The 22,224-nt window shown below is 63.3% G+C and carries 22 protein-coding genes; 12 read left to right on the top strand and 10 right to left on the bottom strand.

Going from position 1 to position 22,224, the window contains the following annotated elements:
* The first annotated feature begins 3 nt into the window (after positions 1 to 3).
* Positions 4 to 330 (top strand): DUF3392 family protein, encoded by a 327-nt coding sequence (locus IAE39_RS08885; protein WP_201201351.1) that lies wholly within the window; start codon positions 4 to 6, stop codon positions 328 to 330.
* An 855-nt stretch (positions 331 to 1,185) separates the two neighbouring features.
* Here IAE39_RS08885 and trmB read toward each other — a convergent pair.
* The 4 genes from trmB to IAE39_RS08865 form a co-directional block, all read right to left on the bottom strand.
* On the bottom strand, positions 1,186 to 1,908 hold the full coding sequence (trmB, locus tag IAE39_RS08880) for a tRNA (guanosine(46)-N7)-methyltransferase TrmB (protein WP_201201349.1): 723 nt from the start codon (positions 1,906 to 1,908) through the stop codon (positions 1,186 to 1,188).
* A 9-nt stretch (positions 1,909 to 1,917) separates the two neighbouring features.
* The gene (locus tag IAE39_RS08875; protein ID WP_201201348.1) at positions 1,918 to 2,730 is read right to left on the bottom strand and encodes a thiazole synthase; all 813 of its coding nucleotides are present in this window, start codon (positions 2,728 to 2,730) and stop codon (positions 1,918 to 1,920) included.
* Between the two features lie 54 nt (positions 2,731 to 2,784).
* Entirely contained in the window at positions 2,785 to 2,985 is a 201-nt protein-coding gene (gene thiS / locus IAE39_RS08870) for a sulfur carrier protein ThiS (protein WP_201201347.1), read from the bottom strand.
* A gap of 102 nt (positions 2,986 to 3,087) precedes the next feature.
* On the bottom strand, positions 3,088 to 3,459 hold the full coding sequence (locus IAE39_RS08865) for a DUF423 domain-containing protein (RefSeq protein WP_201201346.1): 372 nt from the start codon (positions 3,457 to 3,459) through the stop codon (positions 3,088 to 3,090).
* Between the two features lie 64 nt (positions 3,460 to 3,523).
* Here IAE39_RS08865 and mtgA point away from each other — a divergent pair, with 64 nt between their 5' ends.
* The gene (mtgA, locus tag IAE39_RS08860) at positions 3,524 to 4,234 is read left to right on the top strand and encodes a monofunctional biosynthetic peptidoglycan transglycosylase (RefSeq protein ID WP_201201384.1); all 711 of its coding nucleotides are present in this window, start codon (positions 3,524 to 3,526) and stop codon (positions 4,232 to 4,234) included.
* 169 nt (positions 4,235 to 4,403) lie between these two features.
* Here the strand turns inward: mtgA and rpoH are convergent, their stop codons facing one another.
* The 4 genes from rpoH to ftsY form a co-directional block, all read right to left on the bottom strand.
* Positions 4,404 to 5,258, bottom strand: coding sequence for an RNA polymerase sigma factor RpoH (gene rpoH, locus IAE39_RS08855; protein ID WP_003249083.1), 855 nt, complete (start codon positions 5,256 to 5,258; stop codon positions 4,404 to 4,406).
* Positions 5,259 to 5,369: 111 nt separating this feature from the next.
* Positions 5,370 to 6,395 carry a permease-like cell division protein FtsX gene (gene ftsX, locus IAE39_RS08850; protein ID WP_201201345.1) on the bottom strand — a complete coding sequence of 342 codons (1,026 nt, stop codon included), beginning with the start codon at positions 6,393 to 6,395 and terminating at the stop codon, positions 5,370 to 5,372.
* Entirely contained in the window at positions 6,392 to 7,063 is a 672-nt protein-coding gene (gene ftsE / locus IAE39_RS08845) for a cell division ATP-binding protein FtsE (RefSeq protein ID WP_012274659.1), read from the bottom strand. The genes ftsX and ftsE overlap by 4 nt, the downstream gene beginning before the upstream one ends.
* Before the next feature lie 2 nt (positions 7,064 to 7,065).
* A complete protein-coding gene (gene ftsY / locus IAE39_RS08840; RefSeq protein WP_201201343.1) occupies positions 7,066 to 8,628 on the bottom strand; it encodes a signal recognition particle-docking protein FtsY in 1,563 nt (520 codons plus the stop codon).
* A gap of 231 nt (positions 8,629 to 8,859) precedes the next feature.
* Here ftsY and IAE39_RS08835 point away from each other — a divergent pair, with 231 nt between their 5' ends.
* The 6 genes from IAE39_RS08835 (at position 8,860) to IAE39_RS08810 (ending at position 16,160) form a co-directional block, all read left to right on the top strand.
* The gene (locus tag IAE39_RS08835; RefSeq protein WP_201201341.1) at positions 8,860 to 10,215 is read left to right on the top strand and encodes a M16 family metallopeptidase; all 1,356 of its coding nucleotides are present in this window, start codon (positions 8,860 to 8,862) and stop codon (positions 10,213 to 10,215) included.
* The gene (locus IAE39_RS08830; RefSeq protein ID WP_201201339.1) at positions 10,208 to 11,698 is read left to right on the top strand and encodes a M16 family metallopeptidase; all 1,491 of its coding nucleotides are present in this window, start codon (positions 10,208 to 10,210) and stop codon (positions 11,696 to 11,698) included. The genes IAE39_RS08835 and IAE39_RS08830 overlap by 8 nt, the downstream gene beginning before the upstream one ends.
* Positions 11,698 to 12,300, top strand: a complete 603-nt coding sequence (gene rsmD / locus IAE39_RS08825) for a 16S rRNA (guanine(966)-N(2))-methyltransferase RsmD (RefSeq protein WP_201201338.1) — start codon at positions 11,698 to 11,700, stop codon at positions 12,298 to 12,300. Before IAE39_RS08830 ends, rsmD begins: the two co-directional genes overlap by 1 nt.
* 71 nt (positions 12,301 to 12,371) lie before the next feature.
* Entirely contained in the window at positions 12,372 to 13,709 is a 1,338-nt protein-coding gene (locus IAE39_RS08820; protein WP_201201335.1) for a M16 family metallopeptidase, read from the top strand.
* On the top strand, positions 13,706 to 15,106 hold the full coding sequence (locus IAE39_RS08815; RefSeq protein ID WP_201201334.1) for a M16 family metallopeptidase: 1,401 nt from the start codon (positions 13,706 to 13,708) through the stop codon (positions 15,104 to 15,106). Before IAE39_RS08820 ends, IAE39_RS08815 begins: the two co-directional genes overlap by 4 nt.
* A gap of 61 nt (positions 15,107 to 15,167) precedes the next feature.
* Positions 15,168 to 16,160 (top strand): hydrolase, encoded by a 993-nt coding sequence (locus IAE39_RS08810; protein ID WP_201201333.1) that lies wholly within the window; start codon positions 15,168 to 15,170, stop codon positions 16,158 to 16,160.
* A gap of 142 nt (positions 16,161 to 16,302) precedes the next feature.
* On the opposite strand, the gene IAE39_RS08805 is transcribed toward IAE39_RS08810, so the two are convergent.
* Positions 16,303 to 17,157: a sulfurtransferase gene (locus IAE39_RS08805; RefSeq protein WP_201201332.1), complete on the bottom strand. Its 855-nt coding sequence runs from the start codon at positions 17,155 to 17,157 to the stop codon at positions 16,303 to 16,305.
* 35 nt (positions 17,158 to 17,192) lie between these two features.
* A complete protein-coding gene (locus tag IAE39_RS08800) occupies positions 17,193 to 17,858 on the bottom strand; it encodes a TetR/AcrR family transcriptional regulator (RefSeq protein ID WP_201201331.1) in 666 nt (221 codons plus the stop codon).
* 169 nt (positions 17,859 to 18,027) lie between these two features.
* Here IAE39_RS08800 and IAE39_RS08795 point away from each other — a divergent pair, with 169 nt between their 5' ends.
* The 4 genes from IAE39_RS08795 (at position 18,028) to coaD (ending at position 22,147) form a co-directional block, all read left to right on the top strand.
* The gene (locus IAE39_RS08795; RefSeq protein ID WP_236548477.1) at positions 18,028 to 19,440 is read left to right on the top strand and encodes a coniferyl aldehyde dehydrogenase; all 1,413 of its coding nucleotides are present in this window, start codon (positions 18,028 to 18,030) and stop codon (positions 19,438 to 19,440) included.
* Between the two features lie 10 nt (positions 19,441 to 19,450).
* Complete coding sequence (locus IAE39_RS08790) at positions 19,451 to 19,936, top strand: twin-arginine translocation pathway signal protein (protein WP_201201329.1); 486 nt, start codon at positions 19,451 to 19,453, stop codon at positions 19,934 to 19,936.
* 20 nt (positions 19,937 to 19,956) lie between these two features.
* A complete protein-coding gene (locus IAE39_RS08785; protein ID WP_201201322.1) occupies positions 19,957 to 21,555 on the top strand; it encodes a GMC family oxidoreductase in 1,599 nt (532 codons plus the stop codon).
* 112 nt (positions 21,556 to 21,667) lie between these two features.
* Positions 21,668 to 22,147, top strand: coding sequence for a pantetheine-phosphate adenylyltransferase (gene coaD, locus IAE39_RS08780; protein ID WP_016489662.1), 480 nt, complete (start codon positions 21,668 to 21,670; stop codon positions 22,145 to 22,147).
* The last annotated feature ends 77 nt before the right edge of the window (positions 22,148 to 22,224 follow it).

Below are 22,224 nucleotides of genomic sequence, written 5' to 3'. Positions count from 1 at the left end.
CCCATGGATCTGGTACTTGATCTGCTCGCGACGGTTTCCCGCTGGAGCCGCAGCAACCTGTCGGAGATTTCACTGGCCTTGGTAGGCTGCCTGCTGGTGCTGTTCGGCACCGATGTCAAAGCCTGGGCCGAGCAACGCCTGGGCAGCCTGGCGGGCGCCCTGCGTGTGCCGTTCATGGCGGTGATGGTGATGGTTGGCAGCGGTGCAGCGCTGATCTATGCCACCCCGTGGGTGGTGAAGGGGCTGAGCCAGTTCAACAACTACGCACTGGCGCCGGTGCTGCTGGTGGTGGTGGTGCTGATTGGCGTGGTGGCGGACCGCCGCGGCTGAGCCGCAGTCTTGCGCTGAACGCTTGTGGGGGATTCTGCCTTGCTCAGTTTCTAGAAGTTGGCGCGGTCACTGTGGGAGCGGGTTTACCCGCGAAGAGGTCGGTACTGCCAGCAGAAGGCTTGAGATAGCCGGGGCTGCTTTGCAGCCCATCCAACCGGTCCGGCGCCCCGGCAAGGCCGCTCCTACACCGGTCGCGTTAGCTGGTCAGTACAGGAAACAGGCGGGGGACAGTCTAAAAGCTGCCCCGGGAACCAGGGCAGCCCTACCACCTGACTAGCCCTTAACGGGCATCATCGAAGTGGTCGCGCATGAAGTCCCGAACGGTCTTGAGCATAATCAAGATCCGGACAAGCTTCCAGACGCGGCTCAGCGCATCAAGCAATCGCTTCATATGCCTTGGCCTCCGTGTTGGCGGGCCAATCTTCCAGCATCTAACCGGTACTTCGATGCCTTCGAAAGCTGTGTAGAGTTTTCAGTGAAGTGGCCAGGTTAATGGCCCTTCGAAGAAGGTCACCGGCACGGTTCTCAGGCCATGTCGAAGGGGCCGGAAAGCAGAATTCTTCCCCTACCCGGCCCATCACTGAATTGACTCTCACAGGAGCGACTAGATGATACCCGGACTACTTGGCCGAGACTGTTAACCGCTTCGACACACGTGATGCCGGATATTTCCGCACATTGACCCTGCTTCTGAAGGTGCCTATGATCACCTGACTGTGTAGAGCTTTCAGTGAAGCCTTGGAGCGAAGGATACTCAGTCCTGCCGCTCACACAAAAAAACCGCTCTCCTCAGAGCGGTTTTTTTTCGCCTGCATTTCTGCAGACTTCAGCGTACCGAAAGGCCGAATCAGCCGATCAATCCACCTTCTCGAACTTCAAATCCCAAACCCCATGCCCCAGCCGCTCGCCGCGGCGTTCGAACTTGGTGATCGGGCGCTCTTCCGGGCGTGGCACGTAGGTGCCGTCTTCGGCACGGTTGCGATAGCCTGGGGCAGCGCTCATCACTTCCAGCATGTACTCGGCATACGGTTCCCAGTCGGTTGCCATGTGGAACACGCCACCGGGCTTGAGCTTGCGCCGTACCAGCTCGGCGAACTCCAGCTGGACGATGCGGCGCTTGTGGTGGCGCGCCTTGTGCCAAGGATCGGGGAAGAACAGCATCAGGCGGTCGAGGCTGTTGTCCGCCACGCAGCGGTTCAGTACTTCGATGGCATCGCAGTCATACACCCGCAGGTTCTTCAGGCCCTGGGTCAGTACACCGTTGAGCAGCGCGCCGACACCCGGGCGGTGCACTTCCACACCGATGAAGTCCTGCTCAGGTGCGGCAGCGGCCATTTCCAGCAGGGAATGGCCCATGCCGAAGCCGATCTCCAGGGTGCGCGGCGCCGAACGGCCGAACACCTGGTCATAGTCCACCGCGCTGTCGGCCAGCGGCAGGATGTACAGCGGGCCGCCCTGGTCCAGGCCGCGTTGCTGGCCTTCGGTCATGCGCCCGGCGCGCATCACGAAGCTCTTGATGCGGCGGTGCGGGCGGGCGTCGCCGTCGGCGGCGATCGGCGTATCTTGCGAGTCAGTCATCTGGGGCTCTTACTTGATCAGACCATCCAGCGGCGAAGAGGCGCTGGCATAGAGTTTTTTCGGCATGCGGCCGGCCAGGTAGGCCATGCGACCGGCGACGATGGCGTGCTTCATGGCCTCGGCCATCAGCACCGGTTGCTGCGCGTGGGCAATGGCCGAGTTCATCAATACTGCCTCGCAGCCCATTTCCATGGCGATGGTGGCGTCGGAAGCGGTACCCACGCCAGCATCGACCAGCACGGGCACCTTCGATTCTTCGAGGATGATCTGCAGGTTGTAGGGGTTGCAGATACCCAGGCCGGTGCCAATCAGGCCAGCCAGCGGCATGACCGCGATACAGCCGGCTTCGGCCAGCTGGCGGGCGATGATAGGGTCATCGCTGGTGTACACCATCACGTCGAAACCTTCCTTGACCAGCACTTCGGCAGCCTTGAGGGTCTCGATCACGTTAGGGAACAGGGTTTTCTGGTCGGCCAGCACTTCCAGCTTCACCAAGGTCCGCGACTCATGGGACTTGTAGCCCTCGAGCAGCTCACGGGCCAGGCGGCAGGTGCGCACAGCCTCGACCGCGTCAAAGCAACCGGCGGTATTGGGCAGAATGGTGTATTTGTCGGGCGACAGCACATCGAGCAGGTTCGGCTCGCCCGCATTCTGGCCAAGGTTGGTCCGGCGCACGGCCACGGTGACGATCTCGGCACCCGAGGCCTCTGTCGCCAGGCGGGTTTCTTCCATGTCACGGTACTTGCCAGTGCCGACCAGCAGGCGCGACTGGAAAGTGCGCCCGGCCAGGATGAAGGGCTTGTCGCTACGAACGTTGCTCATCGTTGTTCCTCGGGAATAGGTTGCAGGGCTTGCTTGTGAACCGCCGGGCTGCTGTCAGCCGCCACCGATGGCGTGGACCACTTCAACCTGGTCGCCGTCGTTCAGCAGCGTGCTGTCGTGCTGGCTACGCGGCACGATGTCCAGGTTAAGTTCCACGGCAATGCGGCGCCCGGTCAGCTCCAGGCGCGTCAGCAGGGCTGCAACGCTCTCGCCAGCAGGCAGTTCGTAAGGTTCACCGTTCAGTTGAATGCGCATGCGCACGGCCACCATTGTTCTTTGGGGCCCGCATTCTAGCGCCGAACCGCCCTGCAACCCAAGGGCGGTGCACGCCATTAGTCGCGATTGTGGACCAGTCGGTCAGCCCAGCCGCCAGGCTGCCAGGCCCAGGCACAGCCAGCCGGCAAGGAAGCAAAGGCCGCCAATCGGGGTGATGATGCCGAGCTTGCCAATGCCGCTGAGGGTCAGCAGGTACAGGCTGCCGGAGAACAACACGATACCCAGCGCAAACAGTCCGCCAGCCCAGACGACCAGGCGCCCGGGCAGGTGCGCCGCAAGCACGGCAACGCCGAAGATCGCCAGTGCATGCACCAACTGATAAGTCACGCCGGTATGAAAGATCGCCAGGTAGTCGGCCGTCAGCCGGTTTTTCAAGCCGTGAGCGGCGAAGGCGCCGAGGGCGACCCCGGTAAAGCCGAAAAAGGCGGCAAGCATCAGGAAGCTGCGAAGCATGGGACGACTCCTTGTATCGGGTCTGTATAATGGCCCCTTCCACCCGAACGGCCAAGCCATCACCATGCTGCCAACTCTTCTGCGCCGCCTCTCCCGCGCCCTGCTCTGGTTCGCTGCCGGCAGCATCGTGCTGGTGCTGGTGTTCCGCTGGGTGCCACCGCCCGGCACGGCGCTGATGGTCGAGCGCAAGGTGCAGTCCTGGGTCAATGGCGAGCCGATCGACCTGCAGCGCGACTGGGAGCCGTGGGAGAACATCTCCGATGAGCTCAAGGTCGCGGTCATTGCCGGCGAGGACCAGAAGTTCGCCAGCCACTGGGGCTTCGACATCCCGGCCATCCAGGCAGCGCTGGCCTACAACGAACGCGGCGGCAGCATCCGCGGTGCCAGCACACTGACCCAGCAGGTGGCGAAGAACCTGTTCCTGTGGTCCGGCCGCAGCTGGTTCCGCAAAGGGCTGGAGGCCTGGTTTACCGCGTTGATCGAGCTGTTCTGGTCGAAGGAGCGGATTCTCGAGGTCTACCTGAACAGCGCCGAGTGGGGCAAGGGCGTGTTTGGTGCCCAGGCGGCGGCGCGCTACCACTTTGGCGTCGATGCCAGCCGACTTAGCCGCCAGCAGGCCGCGCAACTGGCGGCGGTGCTGCCCAGCCCGATCAAGTGGAGTGCCAGCCGGCCGAGTGCCTACGTGGCCAGCCGGGCCGGGTGGATTCGCCGGCAGATGAGTCAGTTGGGTGGGCCTGGCTACCTGATGCAGCTCGACACTTCGCGCAAGCTTTGAGCCATTCGCTGGGCTTACCGGCCTATTCGCGGGTAAACCCGCTCCTACACAAGCACGCGCCCCCCTGTAGGAGCGGGTTCACCCGCGAAGAGGCCGGTACAGCCAGCACAAATAAAAAAGCCGCTCACCCAGTCAGGGCCAGCGGCTTTTCTGTGCAACCAAGGCCCGATCAGGCTGCAATCAGCGCCTTGACCTTGTTCATCGCATTTTTCTCCAGCTGGCGAATCCGCTCAGCCGAAACGCTGTACTTGTCTGCCAGCTCATGCAACGTGGCCTTCTCTTCCGCCAACCAGCGCTGGTAGAGAATATCGCGGCTACGTTCGTCCAGCCCTTGCAGCGCTTCGTGCAGGTTGCTGGTGGAGTTGTCGCTCCAGTCCGCATCCTCCAGCTGCACCGCCGGGTCGTAACGGTGGTCTTCCAGGTAGTGCGCGGGCGACTGGAAGGCGCTGTCGTCGTCAGCTTCCGCTGCCGGGTCGAAGGCCATGTCCTGGCCGCTGAGGCGGCTTTCCATCTCGCGCACTTCACGCGGCTCGACACCAAGGCTTTCCGCCACGCGATGCACTTCGTCGTTGTTCAGCCAGGCCAGGCGCTTCTTCTGGCTGCGCAGGTTGAAGAACAGCTTGCGCTGGGCCTTGGTGGTCGCCACCTTGACGATGCGCCAGTTGCGCAGGATGAACTCGTGGATCTCTGCCTTGATCCAGTGCACGGCAAACGACACCAGGCGCACGCCCATTTCCGGGTTGAAGCGCTTGACGGCCTTCATCAGGCCGACGTTGCCTTCCTGGATCAGGTCGGCCTGGGCCAAGCCATAGCCGGCATAGCTACGGGCGATATGTACGACAAAACGCAGGTGGGCCATCACCATTTGACGAGCGGCCTCGACATCCTGCTCATAATAGAGACGCTCGCCCAGATCACGCTCCTGCTCGACCGTCAGCAGCGGGATGCTGTTGACCGTGTGCACGTAGGCTTCCAGGTTTGCACCGGGTACCAGGGCATAGGCAGGTTGCAACGATGTGGTCATTCAAGAACCTCCGACTTACTAAACTCGCGCCTTGTGGGCGCTGCCAACATTGACCTGGAACGACGGTACAAGTTCCGTAGTGAAGAAAATGTCAATGCTGGCACGTAAAAACTATCGCGGCGCCAGCTCGTTCAAGTGGCGGGCGACGGCAATCCATGCACCGATATACCCCAACAACACCGCTCCGATCAAGAGCGACAGACCATCGGATGCCGGCACCCCGCCCAGGGCGAAGTCACTGCCATACAGCCCGGAAAGTCCTACCACGGCCTCGTTCAGCCAATTCAGGCCAAATGCCAGGATACCCCACGCCAACAGGCCTGCACCCAGGCCGTACAGGGCGCCCATGTACAGGAAAGGCCGGCGTACGTAGGCGTCGGTGCCCCCCACCAGCTTGATCACTTCGATCTCGATGCGGCGGTTTTCAATGTGTAGACGAATTGTGTTACCGATTACTAACAGCAGGGCAGAAATCAGCATCACGGCCAAACCGAAGACAAAACGGTCACCCAACTTGAGGATGGCCGCCAGGCGCTCGACCCAGACCAGGTCCAGTTGCGCCACCTCTACCCGAGGCAGCTCAGACAGGCGCTGACGCAGGGCCTCCAGGGCCGGCTTGTCGACCTCGGTCGGGGTTACCACCACCACACCCGGCAGCGGGTTGTCAGGCAGCTCGCGCAAGGCTTCGCCCAGCCCGGACTGCTGCTGGAACTCCTCCAGCGCCTGCTCGCGGCTCACATACTGCGCATCCGCCACCCCAGGCATGCCCTTGATCTCGTCACGCAGCGCCTCGCCATCACGGCTACCGGCATCCAGCTTGAGGTACAGCGAAATCTGTGCCGCGCGCTGCCACGAACCGCCCAGCTGCTCGACGTTCTTAAGCAGCAACGACAGGCCCATCGGCATGCTCAGCGCCACGGCCATCACCAGGCAGGTGAAGAAGCTGCCGATCGGCTGCTTACCCAGGCGGCGCAGGCTGTCGGCCATACTGGCGCGGTGGCTTTCAAGCCAGGCATGCAGCAGGGTGCGGAAATCCGGGCCGTCATCGTCTTCGCCGCGCTTTTTCTTCGCCGGCTGCGGGTCGGCCGGTTTCGGCGCAACCCGTTCGGAAACCTTCGGCGTACGTGTAGTGCTCATTGCCCGGCCTCCCCATCGCCGATCAAGCGGCCGCGCTGCAAGGTCAGCATGCGGTGGCGCATGCGCGCAATCAGTGCCAGGTCGTGGCTGGCGATCAGTACCGTGGTGCCCAGGCGGTTGATGTCCTCGAACACACCCATGATTTCTGCTGCCAGGCGCGGGTCGAGGTTACCGGTGGGTTCGTCGGCCAACAGCAGTGCCGGCTGGTGGACGATGGCACGGGCAATGCCGACGCGCTGCTGCTGGCCGGTGGACAGGTCGGCCGGGAACAGCTCGCCCTTGTCGGACAGCGACACGCGCTCCAGCGCCGAGTCCACGCGCTTGGCGATCTCGGCCTTGGACAGGCCGAGAATCTGCAGCGGCAAGGCGATGTTGTTGAACACTGTGCGGTCGAACAGCAACTGGTGGTTCTGGAACACCACGCCGATCTGCCGACGCAGGAACGGGATCTGTGCGTTGCTGATCTGGCCCAGGTCCTGCCCGGCCAGCATCAGTTTGCCGCTGGTCGGGCGCTCCATGGCCAGCAGCAGTCGCAGCAAGGTGCTCTTGCCGGCACCCGAGTGGCCGGTGACGAACAGGAACTCGCCCCGGCGCGCCCGGAAACTCAGCTCATGCAAACCGACATGACCATTGGGATAGCGCTTGGCAACCTGTTCGAATCGGATCATGGTCAGTCTCGCTCGGCGAACAGAGCCTTGACGAACGGCTCGGCTTCGAAGGTGCGCAGGTCGTCGATGGTTTCGCCCACACCGATATAGCGGATCGGTAGCTTGAACTGCTTGGCCAGGGCGAAGATAACCCCCCCCTTGGCGGTGCCGTCCAGTTTGGTCAGGGCCAGGCCGGTCAGTTCGACGCTCTGGTTGAAGTACTTGGCCTGGCTGATGGCGTTCTGCCCGGTGCCGGCATCGAGTACCAGTAGCACCTCGTGCGGCGCCTCGACGTCGAGCTTGCCGATGACCCGGCGAACCTTTTTCAGCTCTTCCATCAGGTTGTCTTTGGTGTGCAGGCGCCCGGCGGTGTCGGCGATCAGCACATCCACGCCACGGGCCTTGGCGGCCTGCACGGCGTCGAAGATGACCGAAGCGGAGTCGGCGCCGGTGTGCTGGGCAATCACCGGGATATGGTTACGCTCGCCCCACACCTGCAGTTGCTCCACGGCGGCGGCGCGGAAGGTGTCGCCGGCGGCCAGCATGACCTTCTTGCCTTCAAGTTGCAGCTTCTTGGCCATTTTGCCGATAGTGGTGGTCTTGCCAGCGCCGTTCACGCCAACAACCAGGATCACGTAAGGCTTGTTCTGCGACTCGATCTTCAGCGGCTGCTCGACCGGGCGCAGCAGCGCGGCCAGTTCTTCCTGCAGCGACTTGTACAGCGCGTCGGCATCGGCCAGTTGTTTGCGGGCAACCTTCTGGGTCAGGTTCTGGACGATGGCCGAAGTGGCTTCGACGCCGACGTCGGCGGTCAGCAGGCGGGTTTCGATTTCGTCGAGCAGGTCATCATCGATGACCTTCTTGCCCATGAACAGGCTGGCCATGCCCTCGCCGATGCTGGCGCTGGTCTTGGACAAGCCCTGCTTGAGGCGGGCGAAGAAGCCGGGTTTGGCCTGCTCGGGCGGCGCAGGGGCTGGTTCTGGCGCAGCTTCGACCGGTGCAGCAACCACAGCCACCGGGGCAACGACTTCGGGTGCCGGGCGTTCCGGGATGGCTGGCGGCGCTTTCGGCTCCAGGTCCGGCACCAGGGCCACGGGCTCTTCGGCAACCGGCAGTACCAGGTTGCTCACCGGTGCGGCTGACTCGACAACCGGGGCTGGCTCGACGCGGGCTACCTCGACCGGTGCAGCCTGCACGGGCATGGGGGCGACCGGCTGCGGCGCGGGTGCCACCAGCGGCGTAGAAGCGACCGGCTCGGGTTCAGGGGCGTGCAACGGCCGGGAGGCAACCGGCTCAGGAAGCGGCGCTTCAACCACCGGTGCTACCGAGGGCTGGGCTGGCTCGGCGGCCGGCAGTGGCTCGCTCAGCGGCGAGACCGCAGGCACCTGAACCGGCGCTGGGGCCTGGGGTGCTTCAGCAGCAGGGGCCTCGACCGGAGCAGCTACAGGTTGCTCGACAGCGGGGGCTTCTTTCGCGGGCTCGGTAGCCTCCACGGGTTGCTGCGGCTTCTTGCGAAACCAGCTGAACAGGCCTTTCTTTTCACCAGCCTCGGCCGGCGCTTTCTTGTCGTCGTTGGAACCAAACATGGAAGACGGCTATCTCAGGGTAGCGATGGGCCAGCTTTGGCGCATCGGGAATTCTCTCTACGCAGAACAGACTATCTTGAAGCCGGCTGGTTCATGCGCAACGTTTTGTCTTAGTGTCCTGCAGGCCAGAACGGCGACAGGCATGGTCGCCAGGCAACCGGATCAGTATCCTAGCACCTCCTGGCCCGTCGACGCTAAACCCAGCGGGCCGCCGAACAGGTTAAACACCTTATGAATGCTCTAGCCCGCCGCGCCGCTGGCCTGTTGCTCGGCACGCTCTGCCTGCCGCTCGCGGCCTTTGCCGCCGATGTGCAACCCACCCACGAATTCATCCTCGACAACGGCCTGAAGGTCGTCGTGCGCGAAGACCACCGCGCGCCGGTGGTGGTCTCGCAGATCTGGTACAAGGTCGGCTCCAGCTACGAAACCCCGGGCCAGACCGGTTTGTCGCACGCGCTGGAACACATGATGTTCAAAGGCAGCGCCAAGCTCGGCCCCGGCGAGGCCTCGCGCGTGCTGCGTGACCTGGGCGCCGAAGAGAACGCCTTCACCAGCGACGACTACACCGCCTATTACCAGGTGCTGGCCCGCGACCGCCTGCCGGTAGCCCTGGAGCTGGAAGCCGACCGCCTGGCCAGCCTGCGCCTGCCGGCCGATGAATTCAGCAAGGAAATCGAGGTCATCAAGGAAGAGCGCCGCCTGCGCACCGACGACCAGCCCAATGCCAAGGCGTTCGAGCTGTTTCGCGCCATGGCCTACCCGGCCAGCGGCTACCACACCCCGACCATCGGCTGGATGGCCGACCTGGAGCGCATGAAGGTCGAGGAACTGCGCCACTGGTACGAATCCTGGTATGCGCCCAACAACGCTACCCTGGTGGTGGTTGGCGACGTTACCGCCGATGAGGTCAAGGGCCTGGCGCAGAAGTACTTCGCCAGCATCCCCAAGCGCGCCGTGCCGCCGGCCAAGCTACCACTGGAGCTGGCCGAGCCCGGCCTGCGCCAGTTGACCCTGCATGTGCGTACTCAGCTGCCAAGCCTGATCTACGGCTTCAACGTGCCTGGGCTGCCAACCGCCAAAGACCCGCGTACTGTGCATGCCCTGCGCCTGATCTCGGCACTGCTCGACGGTGGCTACAGTGCCCGCATGCCCGCCCGCCTGGAACGTGGCCAGGAACTGGTGGCCGGCGCCTCGTCCAGCTACAACGCCTTCACCCGTGGCGACAGCCTGTTCCTGATCTCGGCCACGCCGAACGTGCAGAAACAGAAAACCCTCGCCGACGTCGAGAAGGGCGTGTGGCAGTTGCTGGACGAACTCAAGACCACCCCGCCCAGCGCCGAAGAGCTGGAACGCGTTCGCGCCCAGGTCATTGCTGGCCTGGTCTACGACCGCGACTCCATCAGCAGCCAGGCCACCACCATCGGCCAGCTGGAAACCGTCGGCCTGTCCTGGAAGCTGATCGACAGCGAACTGGACGAGCTCAAGCGCGTTACTCCGCAGGACATCCAGAACGCCGCGCGCACCTACTTCACCCGCGAACGCCTGAGCGTTGCCCATGTACTGCCCGAGGAGTCCGCTCATGAGTGATCGTCGCGCACCGCGCCCAACCCTGCTGGCCACCGGCATCCGCGCCTTGGCGCTGGCAGCCGTGCTGGCTGCCCCGGCCATGGCCGACGACGCCGCCAAGGCCAACAGCAGTGCAGCCCGCCCGGCCAACACCCTGCAGTCGCTGGCCGAACTGGATGGCAAGGCGCCCAGCCGGCGCCAGCTGAACATCCAGCACTGGAACACCGCCGAAGGTGCCCGCGTGCTGTTCGTCGAGGCCCGCGAACTGCCGATGTTCGACCTGCGCGTCACCTTCGCCGCCGGCAGCAGCCAGGACGGCGGTACGCCCGGCCTGGCGGCGCTGACCAACGCCATGCTCAACGAAGGCGTGGCCGGCAAGGACGTGACCGCCATTGCCGAAGGCTTCGAAGGCCTGGGCGCAGACTTTGGCAACGGTTCCTACCGCGACATGGCCGTGGCCTCGCTGCGCAGCCTCAGCGCCAAAGACAAGCGCGAGCCGGCGCTGAAGCTGTTCACAGAGGTAGCTGGCAAGCCGAGCTTCCCTGAAGACGCCCTCAAGCGCATCAAGAACCAGATGCTGGCAGGCTTCGAGTACGAAAAACAGAACCCCGGCAAGATCGCTGGCAAGGCGCTGTTCGCCAACCTTTATGGCGCGCACCCCTACGGCCATCCGAGCGACGGTACGGCCGAAAGCATCAACGGCATCAACCTGGCGCAACTGCGCGCTTTCCATGCCAAGGCCTACACCGGTGGCAACGCAGTGATCGCCCTGGTCGGCGACCTGAGCCGCGCCGAAGCCGAAGCCATTGCCGCACAGGTGTCTGCCGGCCTGCCCAAAGGCCCGGCACTGGCCGCACCGGCCCAACCCGCCGATGCCAAGGCCGGCCTGACCCACATCGATTTCCCGTCCAAGCAGACCCACCTGATGCTGGCCGAACTGGGCATCGACCGCCAGGACCCGGACTGGCCAGCCCTGTCGCTGGGTAACCAGATCCTCGGCGGTGGCGCCTTCGGCACCCGGCTCATGAGCGAAGTGCGTGAAAAGCGCGGCCTGACCTACGGCGTGTATTCGGTGTTCAGCCCGATGCAGGTCCGTGGCCCGTTCATGATCAACCTGCAAACCCGTGCCGAACTCAGCGAAGGCACGCTCAAGCTGGTGCAGGGCATTCTTGCCGACTACCTCAAGACTGGCCCCACCCAGCAAGAGCTGGACGACGCCAAACGCGAACTGGCCGGCAGCTTCCCGCTGTCCAATGCCAGCAACGCCAGCATCGTCGGCCAACTGGGCGCCATCGGCTTCTACAACCTGCCACTGACCTGGCTGGAGGACTTCATGCAGCAGTCCCAGGCCCTCACCGTTGAGCAGGTAAAGGCAGCCATGAACAAACACCTGTCAGCCGATAAACTGGTGATCGTCACCGTTGGCCCGAAAGTGCCACAGAAACCGCTGCCAGCACCCACTGACAAGCCCTCCGAGCAACCGCTCGGGGTACCGGAGCACTAATGCCAAGATCCACCCCTCCCGCCCGCCCGCAAGCGGGCCAAAGCAAGGGCCAGGGCCACCTGCGCATCATCGCCGGCGAGTGGCGCAGCCGCCGCTTGGCGGTACCGGAAGGCGAAGGCCTGCGGCCAACGCCCGACCGCGTACGTGAAACCGTGTTCAACTGGCTGGCGCCCTACATTGAAGGCGCCCGCGTGCTGGATGCCTTCACCGGCAGCGGTGCCCTGGTGCTTGAAGCCCTGTCCCGCGGGGCCAAAGACGCCGTGGCGCTGGACAGCAACTCGGCGGCCATCGCCAACCTGAAGAACAACCTCGAGATCCTGCGCTGCCCGCGCGGGCAGATCCTGCAAACCGACGCCCTGCGCTACCTGCAAGGCCCGGCCAAGCAGCAGTTCGACGTGGTATTCCTCGACCCACCTTTCCACCAGGACCTGCTGGCCAACACCTGCAACCTGCTGGAGCAGAACCAGTGGCTAGCTGAGCAGGCCTGGGTCTACACCGAAAGCGAGGCCGCCCCATCCACCTTGCAATTGCCGGGCAACTGGCGCCTGCATAGAGAGAAAAAAACCGGCCAGGTGCATTACGCGCTTTGGCAACGGGGCTAACTGTGTAACACCGCCCGCTTGACCCTTTCACTGAAGCTGTTCCGGTCCACTACAACCGGAGCACTTCAGCAATGGCATCAGCATCACCCCTGGGCATCGAAGAGATCAGTGCCGGGCTGGCCTCCATAGCATCCGCCGCCCCTTCACAACTGCAGCAGTTCACCTTGGACAATGGTTTGTCGGTCTACCTGAGAGAAGACCACAGCACCCCCTTGGTGGCAGTTCAGCTCTGGTGCCACGTAGGCAACAGCTACGAACCTGCGGGCCACACCAATCTCTCACACGTGCTTGAGCATCTGGTTTTCGAAGGCAGCAGCAAGCTGGCGGCCGGCCAATACAACCGCGTAATCACCCGCCTGGGTGGTTACACCAATGCCACCACCCAAGCCGACGGTACGGCATTTGAAATGCTGCTACCCGGGTCGCGTTTGCCTATCGGCCTTGAAATCATGGCCGACGCAATGAGTACCGCAACCTTTGGTCAAGCCGAAGTGGCGCAGGGTGTCAAAGCGGTAGAAAACGAGCGCCGGGTCAACTTCGTTGGCAATGCGAAAGAGCAAGCCTACAGCCAACATGAAACGCTTGCCCATGGCGACAGCCCTTATGCCCGGGACGGGTATGCCTTTCCCGCAGACCTGGGCAATATCACGCTTGAGACGCTAAGAGCCTGGTACAACACCTGGTATCAGCCCAATAACGCCACGTTGGTAGTGGTAGGCGACGTCGATCTGCCAACGCTGCAGTTGCATGTAGCCCGGTACTTCGCTGGTTTACCCAAGGCTCCGATAGCGAAACAGCCCGTACCTCGTCACGGCACACTGCTTGAGCAGCGCAAGCACACGGTGGCCCTGCCAGGCTTGCGACACGGCTTGTACATGTCTTTTAACGTACCGGGTTACGCCACCGCCCCTGATGCAACTACAGCACCAACGCTGGAGCTGATTTGCGAGGTGCTCGGCAAAGGAGCCAGCGCTCTGCTGTATCGAGAGCTGGTTCGCCAAAAACTGCTCATCTCCGACTTGAGGGTGCGTTACGAACCTCTTGTGCGTGGCGACACACTGCTGACAATCAGCGCCGACGTGAACATCAGTAATGCTACACACGATCAAGCCGCGGAAGCGGTTTACCAGGTGATCGACAAACTGCGACTCACGCCTCTGTCACGCGAAGAACTGGATCAGACAAAGCTACGGATGCTCTCGCGGCAACTGTTCGGTCTTGACGATCTTGATCGGCAGGCAGCACGGGTTGGCGCAGCGGCCGCGGCTGGCATATCCCCCTCTGTAATCGATGATCAAGCCCGGATAGTGCGCAATCTGGACAGCGCCGGGGTGCAGAAAGCGGTAGCTGCCTACCTGGGGCGTGAGCGGTTGACCATCACCTACCTTCAACCCGGAGCAGCAGCATGAGCCTTGAACAAAGCTATACAACGCGTCCATTGCTATGCGATGGCCCAGCCATCGACTCCGCTGTTGAAGCGATGAAAAAACTGCAATCAACCCATGCTGTCGAGCTTGATAAAGTACCGCCCCTGCAAGCCGAAACGCAGCAATGGCAGACTCAAGAGGGCACGAGAGTCAGTTTTATTGCATCCCACGATCGCCCGATGTTCGATCTGGTATTGCGTTTTCGTGCCGGCAATGTTCTGGATGGCCCTGCCCCAGGGCTCGCGGCCCTTGCGCTGTATAGCCTGGATCAAGGTACGGAGCAGCTTGAGGCGGACCAGTTCGCGGAGCAAATGGAGGGCCGGGGCGCAGTGCTCAGTACAGCCATCCGCAATGACAGTGCCGTCGTAACACTGCGCTGCCTCAGCCTGCCAGCTCTGCGCAACAATGTGATGGAACTGCTCACGCAGATGCTTGCACGCCCGGCGTTCAGGGCAACGGATGTAGAAAAAATCAGAAAGCGGCTGAGTTTACTGGCTAGTGCTCAAGCGCAACACCCGACTACGCAGTTGCTTGAAACAACCAGGGCACATGTCTTCGAAGGCCATCCGTACGCGACAAGAACCCTCTCAGGCACTATCAGTGACATAAGCAGCGAACAATTAAAGTCTTTCCATCAGCGAGCCTATTCGGCAAACAACCTGGACATAGGGCTGGTGGGAGATCTGGGGCGTGAAGAAGCCGAACAGCTTATCGGTAACCTCGTTCGCGCCCTGCCCCAACAGTGGGCCGCACAAAAGTTGCCGCCTGCATCCCCGCACGCTGACGTTGTACAACATCTGGAACACCCAGGTCACACAACCCATGCAATGCTGTCTATTTCATCGAAGGTGACGGCAAGCGACACGGTGTTTCCCGCGATGTCGCTGCTCAATGCAATTCTGGGCAGTGGGTATGAGTCACGCCTGACACAAGAGTTGCGCGTCCGACGCGGGCTGACCTACGGCATTCAAACGTTTCTGGTACCGAATGACGCTGGGAGCTTGTTGCACATCCTGTGGGACATTGACCCGAAATACCGTGATGCGGCAGCAGAGCTGATAACAAACCTGATCACGTGCCTTGCGGAGCGCGGCCCCAGCCAAGCCGAGTGCGACACGGCCTTGAACCAGCACGCAGCAGAAATGCACAGAAGGCTGTCTGACAAGACGAGGTTGGCCAGAGCACTTGCTGACGACAGCCATCGGCGGTTACCGGCAAACCATCTCGCCACCTATTTCGATAAGCTCAGCACGCTTACACCCGCGAATCTGCAAGAAACCGCGCAAGTCTGGCTGAAAAATGCACCAAAGGTGGTCATCACCCTAGGTCCCGACATCGAACAGTTGCCGTTGCCTATCCCGTCACTGGCCGACCAATAGCGCAGGTACAGGGGCGCTGTTTCATGGCACTCTAGGCAGGCACATCACGAGTCGCCCCAGCATGCCTAGCACCAGCGCACCCTTCCGCCCGGCCATCGGCCTGTCCAACCCCCACCTGCAAACCCTGTGGGGGCCACTGTGGCGCAAGCTGCCAGAACTGCAGCGTAACCGCGAGCGGCTGTGGCTGGCCGATGGTGACTTCATCGACCTGGACTGGCACGGCCCGCACCAGCCGCAAGCGCCCTTGGTGCTGGTGCTGCATGGGCTGACCGGTTCCTCCCACTCACCCTACGTCAAAGGCTTGCAGCAAACGCTGCACGCGCGGGGCTGGGCCAGTGTGGCGGCGAACTGGCGCGGCTGCTCGGGCGAGCCCAACCTGTTGCCACGCAGCTACCATTCCGGCGCCAGCGAAGACCTGGCTGAAATCATCAGCCACCTGCGTGCCCAGCGCCCACTGGCACCGTTGTATGCAGTGGGTTACTCGCTTGGGGGCAATGTGCTGCTCAAGTATCTGGGCGAAAGCGGTGTTGCCAGCCAGCTGGAGGCGGCAGTCGCGGTGTCGGTACCGTTTCGCCTGGACCATTGTGCCGACCGCATCGGTCAGGGCTTCTCGAAGGTGTACCAGGCGCATTTCATGCGCGAGATGCTGGCGTATGTGCAGCTCAAGCAGCGCCATTTCCACGCCAACGGCCAGCATGAACGGCTGGCGACGCTGGAGCGCCTGGGGCCGCTGACCAGGCTGCGCACATTCTGGGACTTCGACGGCAGGGTTACCGCCCCCTTGAACGGCTTTCGCGACGTGCACGACTACTATCGCCGCTCATCGAGCCATTTCTTCCTCGGCCAGAACCGCACGCCGACGCTGATCATCCACTCCAGCGATGACCCGTTCGTGTCCAGCCATAGCTTGCCAACCGCCCGTGAACTGGCATCACAGACCCACTTCGAACTGCACAGCCGCGGCGGCCATGTAGGCTTTGTCGATGGCAGCCTGCGCAACCCGGGGTATTACCTGGAGCGGCGGATTCCGCAGTGGTTGGTGGAGGGCCAGTAAGGCTTGAACTCCAGATCCTGCGCGGCTCCCTGTAGGAGCGGGTTGACCCGCGAACACCGGCGTAGCCGGTGCCATCCTCCGCGCGGGATTCTTCGCGGGTGAACCCGCTCCCACAGAGCCCCTGCTAAAACGGTCGATATTGTTACTCGCCAGTGGCCACGCCATGCTGCGGGTTGTTGATCCACTCACTCCACGACCCGGCATACAGCTTGCCCAGCGGGTAACCCGCCAGCGCCAGCGCAAACAGGTTATGGCAAGCCGTCACCCCGGACCCGCAATACGACACCAGTTGCTCCGGCGCCCGCCCGGCCAGCTTTTCGGCAAAGTGCTGCTTAAGCTGCTCAGCCGGCAAAAAGCGCCCGTCAGCCCCCAGGTTGTCGGTAAACGCCGCGCACTGGGCCCCGGGAATGTGCCCGGCCACCGGGTCGATCGGCTCCACTTCACCGCGAAAACGCGGCAAGGCTCGCGCATCGATCAGGGTCAGGTCAGCACTCCCCAGGCGCTTGCCCAGGTGCTCGGCATCGATCAGCAGCCTGGCGTCCGGCTCACCTTTGAAGGTGCCCTCGCGCTTGGCCGGCGGGTCCAGGCTAAGCGGCAGGTGAGCCGCATGCCAGGCCTTCAGGCCACCGTCGAGGATCGCCACACCGCTGCGCTTGCCCAACCATACCAGCAGCCACCAGGCACGGGCGGCAAAGGCGCCGGGGCCGTCGTCGTACAGCACCACCTCGCTGTCATTGTCCAGGCCCCACTCACGCAGGCGCTCGACCAGGCGCTGCGCATCGGGCAACGGATGGCGCCCGGTACGCCCCTTGCTCACCGGCCCGCTGAGGTCACGGTCCAGGTCGGCAAAGTGCGCACCGGCGATATGCCCCTGGGCATAGCTGCGCTGGCCATAGTCCACGTCTTCGAGGGCAAAGCGGCAGTCGAGAATCACCAACTTGGGCGAGCCCAGACGCTCGGCCAACTGCTGCGGGGTGATCAATTGCGCAAGCGGCATGACAATCTCCTGATCGATGGCACTAGGGCCCCGGGCTAATGCTCCAGGGCCTGGTTGAACGGTACATGGAATTCCTGGCACAGCGCGTCCACGGCCTTGCGTGCGTTATCGGTGACAAAGCCGAGTTCCAGCACCAGTACCTGATAAACGCCACGCTTGAAGGCTTCTTCACCCAGGTGCGCGGAATGCTCACGCGTGGTGCTGAGAAAACGTACCCACGAGGTCAGCACGATCCAGGCATTGATGGTCAGCGATTCGATCTGCGCCGGTGCCATGGCCAGGATGCCTGCCTCGACAAAGCCGCGGTAGATGGCCTGACCCTGGCGCAGGCAACGCTCGGAAAAACGCCGGTAACGGGCCGCAAGCTCTGCATCACTGTCCAGCAGGTGCTCCAGGTCGCGGTGCAGGAAGCGGTAGTTCCACATCGCTGCCAGCAACGCCTTGAGGTAGAAGCGCTTGTCTTCCACGGTTGCCGGGCGGCCTTGCGGCGGGCGCAGGAAGCTGTCTACCAGCTCTTCGTACTGGCTGAACAACAGGGCGATGATCGCCTGCTTGTTGGGGAAGTGGTAATACAGGTTGCCGGGCGAGATTTCCATGTGCGCGGCAATGTGGTTGGTACTGACGCTGCGTTCGCCCTGCTGGTTGAACAGCTCCAGGCTGTTCTGCACGATGCGCTCTCGGGTCTTCATCCGCGGGGCCATGCTCAGCTCCCAGTCTGCGGGCTTTCGATAAAGGTTCATCTTACGGTGATTCACACCGCTGATGCACCGTTGTCTTGCATGAAAATAGTCGCACCATGGTACCGATTAGAGTATAGGCTCTAGTGACTTAAAGCCCAGCCGGGAGACCGCCGTGACCTCGCCCTTCACCATGCCTCCTGTGCATTCCGACACCGACCTTGAAGCCCCGTTCGCCGCCCAGCGCCGGGCCTTCGCCGGCAACCCCATGCCGCCTGCTGCCCAGCGCCGGCAGTGGTTGAAAAGCCTGCGCGAGGCGCTGCTGGCAAACCGGCAACTGCTGATCGAAGCCATCGATAGCGACTTCGGCGGGCGCAGTGCCGATGAGACCTTGCTGGCCGAGCTGCTGCCATCGGTGCAAGGTATCCGCCACGCCGAACGCCACCTGCAGCGCTGGATGCGCCCGGCCAGGCGGGCCGTGGGCATGGCGTTCCAGCCGGCCAGCGCGCGGGTGCTGTACCAGCCATTGGGTGTGGTCGGCATCATCGTGCCGTGGAACTACCCGCTGTTCCTCGCCATCGGCCCGCTGACCTGTGCCCTGGCCGCCGGCAACCGGGTCATGCTCAAGCTCAGCGAGGCGACACCGGCCTGTAGCCTGGCCTTGAAGGCAGTGCTGCAAAAGGTCTTTCCCGAAGACCTTGTCAGCGTGGTGCTGGGTGAGGTCGAGGTTGGCCAGGCCTTCGCCCGCCTGCCTTTCGATCATTTGCTGTTCACCGGTGCCACCAGCATCGGCCGCCAGGTCATGCTGGCGGCTGCGCAAAACCTGACGCCGGTGACCCTGGAACTGGGCGGCAAGTCCCCCGCCATCGTTTCGGCCAACGTGCCGCTGGAGGCCGCCGCCGAGCGCATCGCCTTTGGCAAGACACTCAACGCCGGCCAGACCTGCGTCGCTCCCGACTACGTGCTGGTGCCGCGCGAGCGCCTGAACAGCTTCGCCGATGCCTACCGCAATGTCGTACAGCGCATGTACCCACGTATCGCCGATAACCCCGACTACAGTGCCATCATCAACCCTCGGCAGCTCAAGCGCCTGGAGCAGTTGCTGGAGGACGCCCGCAGCAAGGGCGCGCAAGTGATCGACCTGTACCCCGACGAAGCCCGCCAGGGCCGGCGCCTGCCACCGCACCTGCTGACCAGGGTGAACGACAGCATGCAGGTGATGCAGAACGAAATCTTCGGCCCGCTGCTGCCGCTGGTGCCTTACGACAGCCTCGATGACGCGCTGGCCTACATCAACCAGCGCCCACGGCCGTTGGCGCTGTACTACTTCGGCTACGACCGCAGCGAACAGCAACATGTGCTGCAATTCAGCCATTCCGGCGGCGTATGCCTGAACGACACCTTGCTGCACGTGGCCCAGGACGACCTGCCATTCGGTGGCATCGGGCCCTCGGGCATGGGCCACTACCACGGCCATGAAGGCTTCCTGACCTTCAGCAAGGCCAAGGCGGTACTGGCCAAGCAACGCTTCAACGCCGCCCAGCTGATCTACCCGCCTTATGGCAAAGCCTTGCAGCGCCTGGTCTACAAGCTGTTCATCCGCTGAGGGCCAGGCCATGCACCGCCGCGATCTGTTGCGCTTCAGCGTTGGCGCCAGCGCCTTTCTGGCGGGCGCCAGCCTGGTCGGCTGCAGCGCGCAAACCGCGGCGTCAGGCTACCAGACACTGCGTGCCGACGACCTGCCACTGCTGCGTGCGCTGATCCCGGTGGTGCTGGCCGCCACCCAGGCTGCCGAAACGCTGGTGCTGCACAGCCTCGACCACAAGCTGTCGGCGCTGTCGCCGGAAATGCTCAAACTCACCCGCCAACTGTTCGACGTGCTCAGCCTGCCGCTGACCCGTGGTCCGCTTACCGGTATCTGGGGCGCCTGGGAGCAGGCAGGCCCGGCGCAGGTCACAGCCTTCCTGCAGCGCTGGCAAGGCAGCTCGCTGAACCTGCTGCGCATGGGCCACGCCTCGTTGCTGCAACTGCTGCAGATGGCCTGGTACGAACGCCCCGAGTCCTGGGCGGCCTGCGGCTACCCGGGCCCACCGAAAATCTGAAAACAACAAGAGCATTGCCAATGCCTGTGCCTGACCCGTTTCGCCAAGGCCTCGAACGTGGCTGGATCACCCACGACGCTTCGCGCCTGGAACACGATCTGCTGCTTGAAGCCGACATTGCCGTGATCGGCAGCGGTGCTGGTGGCGCCACCACCGCACAGATGCTCAGCGCCGCCGGTTTCAAGGTGCTGCTGATCGAAGAAGGGCCGCTGAAGACCAGCAGCGACTTCCACCTGCTGGAAAATGAAGCCTACGCCAGCCTGTACCAGGAAGGCCTGGGGCGCATGAGCAAGGATGGCGCCATTACCATTCTGCAAGGCCGCGCCGTGGGCGGCACCACGCTGGTCAACTGGACCTCGAGCTTTCGTACCCCGCCACAAACCCTGACGCACTGGGCCACAGCCCACGGTGTGAGCGACCTGGGCGAAGATGCGCTACGGCCCTGGTTTGAACGCATGGAGCAGGAACTGGGCATTACGCCCTGGGCCCTGCCACCGAACGCCAACAACGACGTATTGCGCCGTGGCTGCGAACAGCTGGGTTACCGCTGGGCGGTGATACCGCGCAACGTGCGTGGTTGCTGGAACCTGGGCTACTGCGGCATGGGCTGCCCGGTGAATGCCAAGCAGTCGATGCTGGTAACGCGCATTCCCGCCACCCTCGAACAAGGCGGCGAACTGCTGTACCTGGCCCGCGCCGAGCGCTTCACGCACGATGGCGAGCGTATTCAGGGCCTGACCTGCCAAGCTCTGGATGCCCAAGGCATCTACCCGACGGGCCGGCATGTCAGCGTGCGCGCCCGCCATTACGTTCTGGCCGGTGGCGGCATCAACAGCCCGGCCCTGCTGCTGCGTTCCAAGGCTCCCGATCCGCACGGCCGCCTGGGCAAACGCACCTTCCTGCACCTGGTCAACTTCAGCGCCGCTCGCTTCAAGGACCGCATCGACCCCTTCTATGGCGCCCCGCAGTCGATCTACAGCGACCACTTCCAGTGGCAAGACGGCGCTGACGGCCCGGTGGGCTACAAGCTTGAGGTACCGCCGCTGCACCCGGCCCTGGCCAGCACCTTGCTAGGCGGGTACGGCCAGGCGAATGCCCAGCGCATGGCCGAGCTGCCCTATACCCATGTGATGCTGGCGCTGCTGCGTGACGGTTTTCACCCCGAAAGCCAGGGCGGCGCCGTGGAGCTGCGCGGTGATGGCTCGCCGGTACTCGATTACCCGGTCACCGACTACCTGCGTGACGGCTTGCGGCGCGCCTATCGCAGCATGGCGCAGGTCCAGTTCGCCGCCGGCGCCACCCAGGTAACCCCCGTGCACAGCGATGCCAACGCGGCTTCCAGCCTGGCACAGGCCCTGAGCATGATCGACCGCCTGCCCCTGGAGCCGTTCCGCACCCGCCTGGGCAGCGCCCACGTGATGGGCGGCTGCGCAATGGGCCAAGACCCTCGCCAGGCGGTGTGCGACAGCCTGGGCCGCCATCACCAGCTTGCAAACCTGTCGGTTCACGACGGTTCGCTGTTCCCCACCAGCATCGGCGCCAACCCGCAGTTGTCGGTGTATGCCATCAGCGCAAAGCTTACCGAAGCATTGGTCGCCCGCCTGGCACACAGCGCATGACAACGAATACGCGCCCTGTCTATAGTGCCATCAGCCGGCCGCATGACTTGGCCGGGGCGCCGTCGCTGCGCTACCATCCGACTCCCCAACGCACTCCAGCCAGGATGACGCGATGAACCGAGTGTTGTACCCGGGTACTTTCGACCCCATTACCAAAGGCCATGGCGACCTGGTCGAGCGCGCTTCGCGCCTGTTCGACCACGTGATCATCGCGGTGGCGGCCAGCCCGAAGAAAAACCCACTGTTCCCGCTGGAACAACGGGTAGCGCTGGCCCGTGAGGTCACCAAGCACCTGCCCAATGTCGAAGTCATCGGCTTCTCTTCGCTGTTGGCGCATTTCGCCAAGGAACAGGGCGCCAATGTGTTCCTGCGCGGCCTGCGAGCGGTGTCCGACTTCGAATACGAGTTCCAGCTGGCGAACATGAACCGCCAACTGGCCCCCGATGTCGAGAGCCTGTTCCTCACGCCATCGGAGCGTTATTCGTTCATTTCCTCGACGTTGGTTCGGGAAATTGCCGCATTGGGCGGAGATATCAGCAAGTTCGTCCACCCGGTTGTGGCTGAGGCGCTGACCGAACGCTTCAAGAAGTAACCTGTAGCGCCTGATCATCGCGCCCGCGTGCACTGCGGGCGCGAATGCGGCACAATTGTGCCCATTGCGTTGAACAT

The sequence above is a fragment of the Pseudomonas sp. S37 genome (genome assembly GCF_016658545.1).
Classification (GTDB): Bacteria; Pseudomonadota; Gammaproteobacteria; order Pseudomonadales; family Pseudomonadaceae; genus Aquipseudomonas.
The sequence above is the reverse complement of the archived record's forward strand: the minus strand, read 5'-3'. Positions and strand labels throughout refer to the sequence as shown.

What these genes read in the sequence shown, in the direction of transcription:
- IAE39_RS08820 (WP_201201335.1), top strand. Translation starts at nt 12,372, where the DNA reads ATGGCATCAGCATCACCCCTGGGCATCGAAGAGATCAGTGCCGGGCTG.
- IAE39_RS08885 (WP_201201351.1), top strand. Translation starts at nt 4, where the DNA reads ATGGATCTGGTACTTGATCTGCTCGCGACGGTTTCCCGCTGGAGCCGC.
- IAE39_RS08800 (WP_201201331.1), bottom strand. Translation starts at nt 17,858, where the DNA reads ATGGCCCCGCGGATGAAGACCCGAGAGCGCATCGTGCAGAACAGCCTG.
- IAE39_RS08865 (WP_201201346.1), bottom strand. Translation starts at nt 3,459, where the DNA reads ATGCTTCGCAGCTTCCTGATGCTTGCCGCCTTTTTCGGCTTTACCGGG.
- IAE39_RS08830 (WP_201201339.1), top strand. Translation starts at nt 10,208, where the DNA reads ATGAGTGATCGTCGCGCACCGCGCCCAACCCTGCTGGCCACCGGCATC.
- ftsY (WP_201201343.1), bottom strand. Translation starts at nt 8,628, where the DNA reads ATGTTTGGTTCCAACGACGACAAGAAAGCGCCGGCCGAGGCTGGTGAA.
- mtgA (WP_201201384.1), top strand. Translation starts at nt 3,524, where the DNA reads ATGCTGCCAACTCTTCTGCGCCGCCTCTCCCGCGCCCTGCTCTGGTTC.
- IAE39_RS08835 (WP_201201341.1), top strand. Translation starts at nt 8,860, where the DNA reads ATGAATGCTCTAGCCCGCCGCGCCGCTGGCCTGTTGCTCGGCACGCTC.
- IAE39_RS08815 (WP_201201334.1), top strand. Translation starts at nt 13,706, where the DNA reads ATGAGCCTTGAACAAAGCTATACAACGCGTCCATTGCTATGCGATGGC.
- ftsE (WP_012274659.1), bottom strand. Translation starts at nt 7,063, where the DNA reads ATGATCCGATTCGAACAGGTTGCCAAGCGCTATCCCAATGGTCATGTC.
- IAE39_RS08790 (WP_201201329.1), top strand. Translation starts at nt 19,451, where the DNA reads ATGCACCGCCGCGATCTGTTGCGCTTCAGCGTTGGCGCCAGCGCCTTT.
- rpoH (WP_003249083.1), bottom strand. Translation starts at nt 5,258, where the DNA reads ATGACCACATCGTTGCAACCTGCCTATGCCCTGGTACCCGGTGCAAAC.
- rsmD (WP_201201338.1), top strand. Translation starts at nt 11,698, where the DNA reads ATGCCAAGATCCACCCCTCCCGCCCGCCCGCAAGCGGGCCAAAGCAAG.
- thiS (WP_201201347.1), bottom strand. Translation starts at nt 2,985, where the DNA reads ATGCGCATTCAACTGAACGGTGAACCTTACGAACTGCCTGCTGGCGAG.
- IAE39_RS08810 (WP_201201333.1), top strand. Translation starts at nt 15,168, where the DNA reads ATGCCTAGCACCAGCGCACCCTTCCGCCCGGCCATCGGCCTGTCCAAC.
- trmB (WP_201201349.1), bottom strand. Translation starts at nt 1,908, where the DNA reads ATGACTGACTCGCAAGATACGCCGATCGCCGCCGACGGCGACGCCCGC.
- ftsX (WP_201201345.1), bottom strand. Translation starts at nt 6,395, where the DNA reads ATGAGCACTACACGTACGCCGAAGGTTTCCGAACGGGTTGCGCCGAAA.
- IAE39_RS08805 (WP_201201332.1), bottom strand. Translation starts at nt 17,157, where the DNA reads ATGCCGCTTGCGCAATTGATCACCCCGCAGCAGTTGGCCGAGCGTCTG.
- IAE39_RS08875 (WP_201201348.1), bottom strand. Translation starts at nt 2,730, where the DNA reads ATGAGCAACGTTCGTAGCGACAAGCCCTTCATCCTGGCCGGGCGCACT.
- IAE39_RS08795 (WP_236548477.1), top strand. Translation starts at nt 18,028, where the DNA reads ATGCCTCCTGTGCATTCCGACACCGACCTTGAAGCCCCGTTCGCCGCC.
- coaD (WP_016489662.1), top strand. Translation starts at nt 21,668, where the DNA reads ATGAACCGAGTGTTGTACCCGGGTACTTTCGACCCCATTACCAAAGGC.
- IAE39_RS08785 (WP_201201322.1), top strand. Translation starts at nt 19,957, where the DNA reads ATGCCTGTGCCTGACCCGTTTCGCCAAGGCCTCGAACGTGGCTGGATC.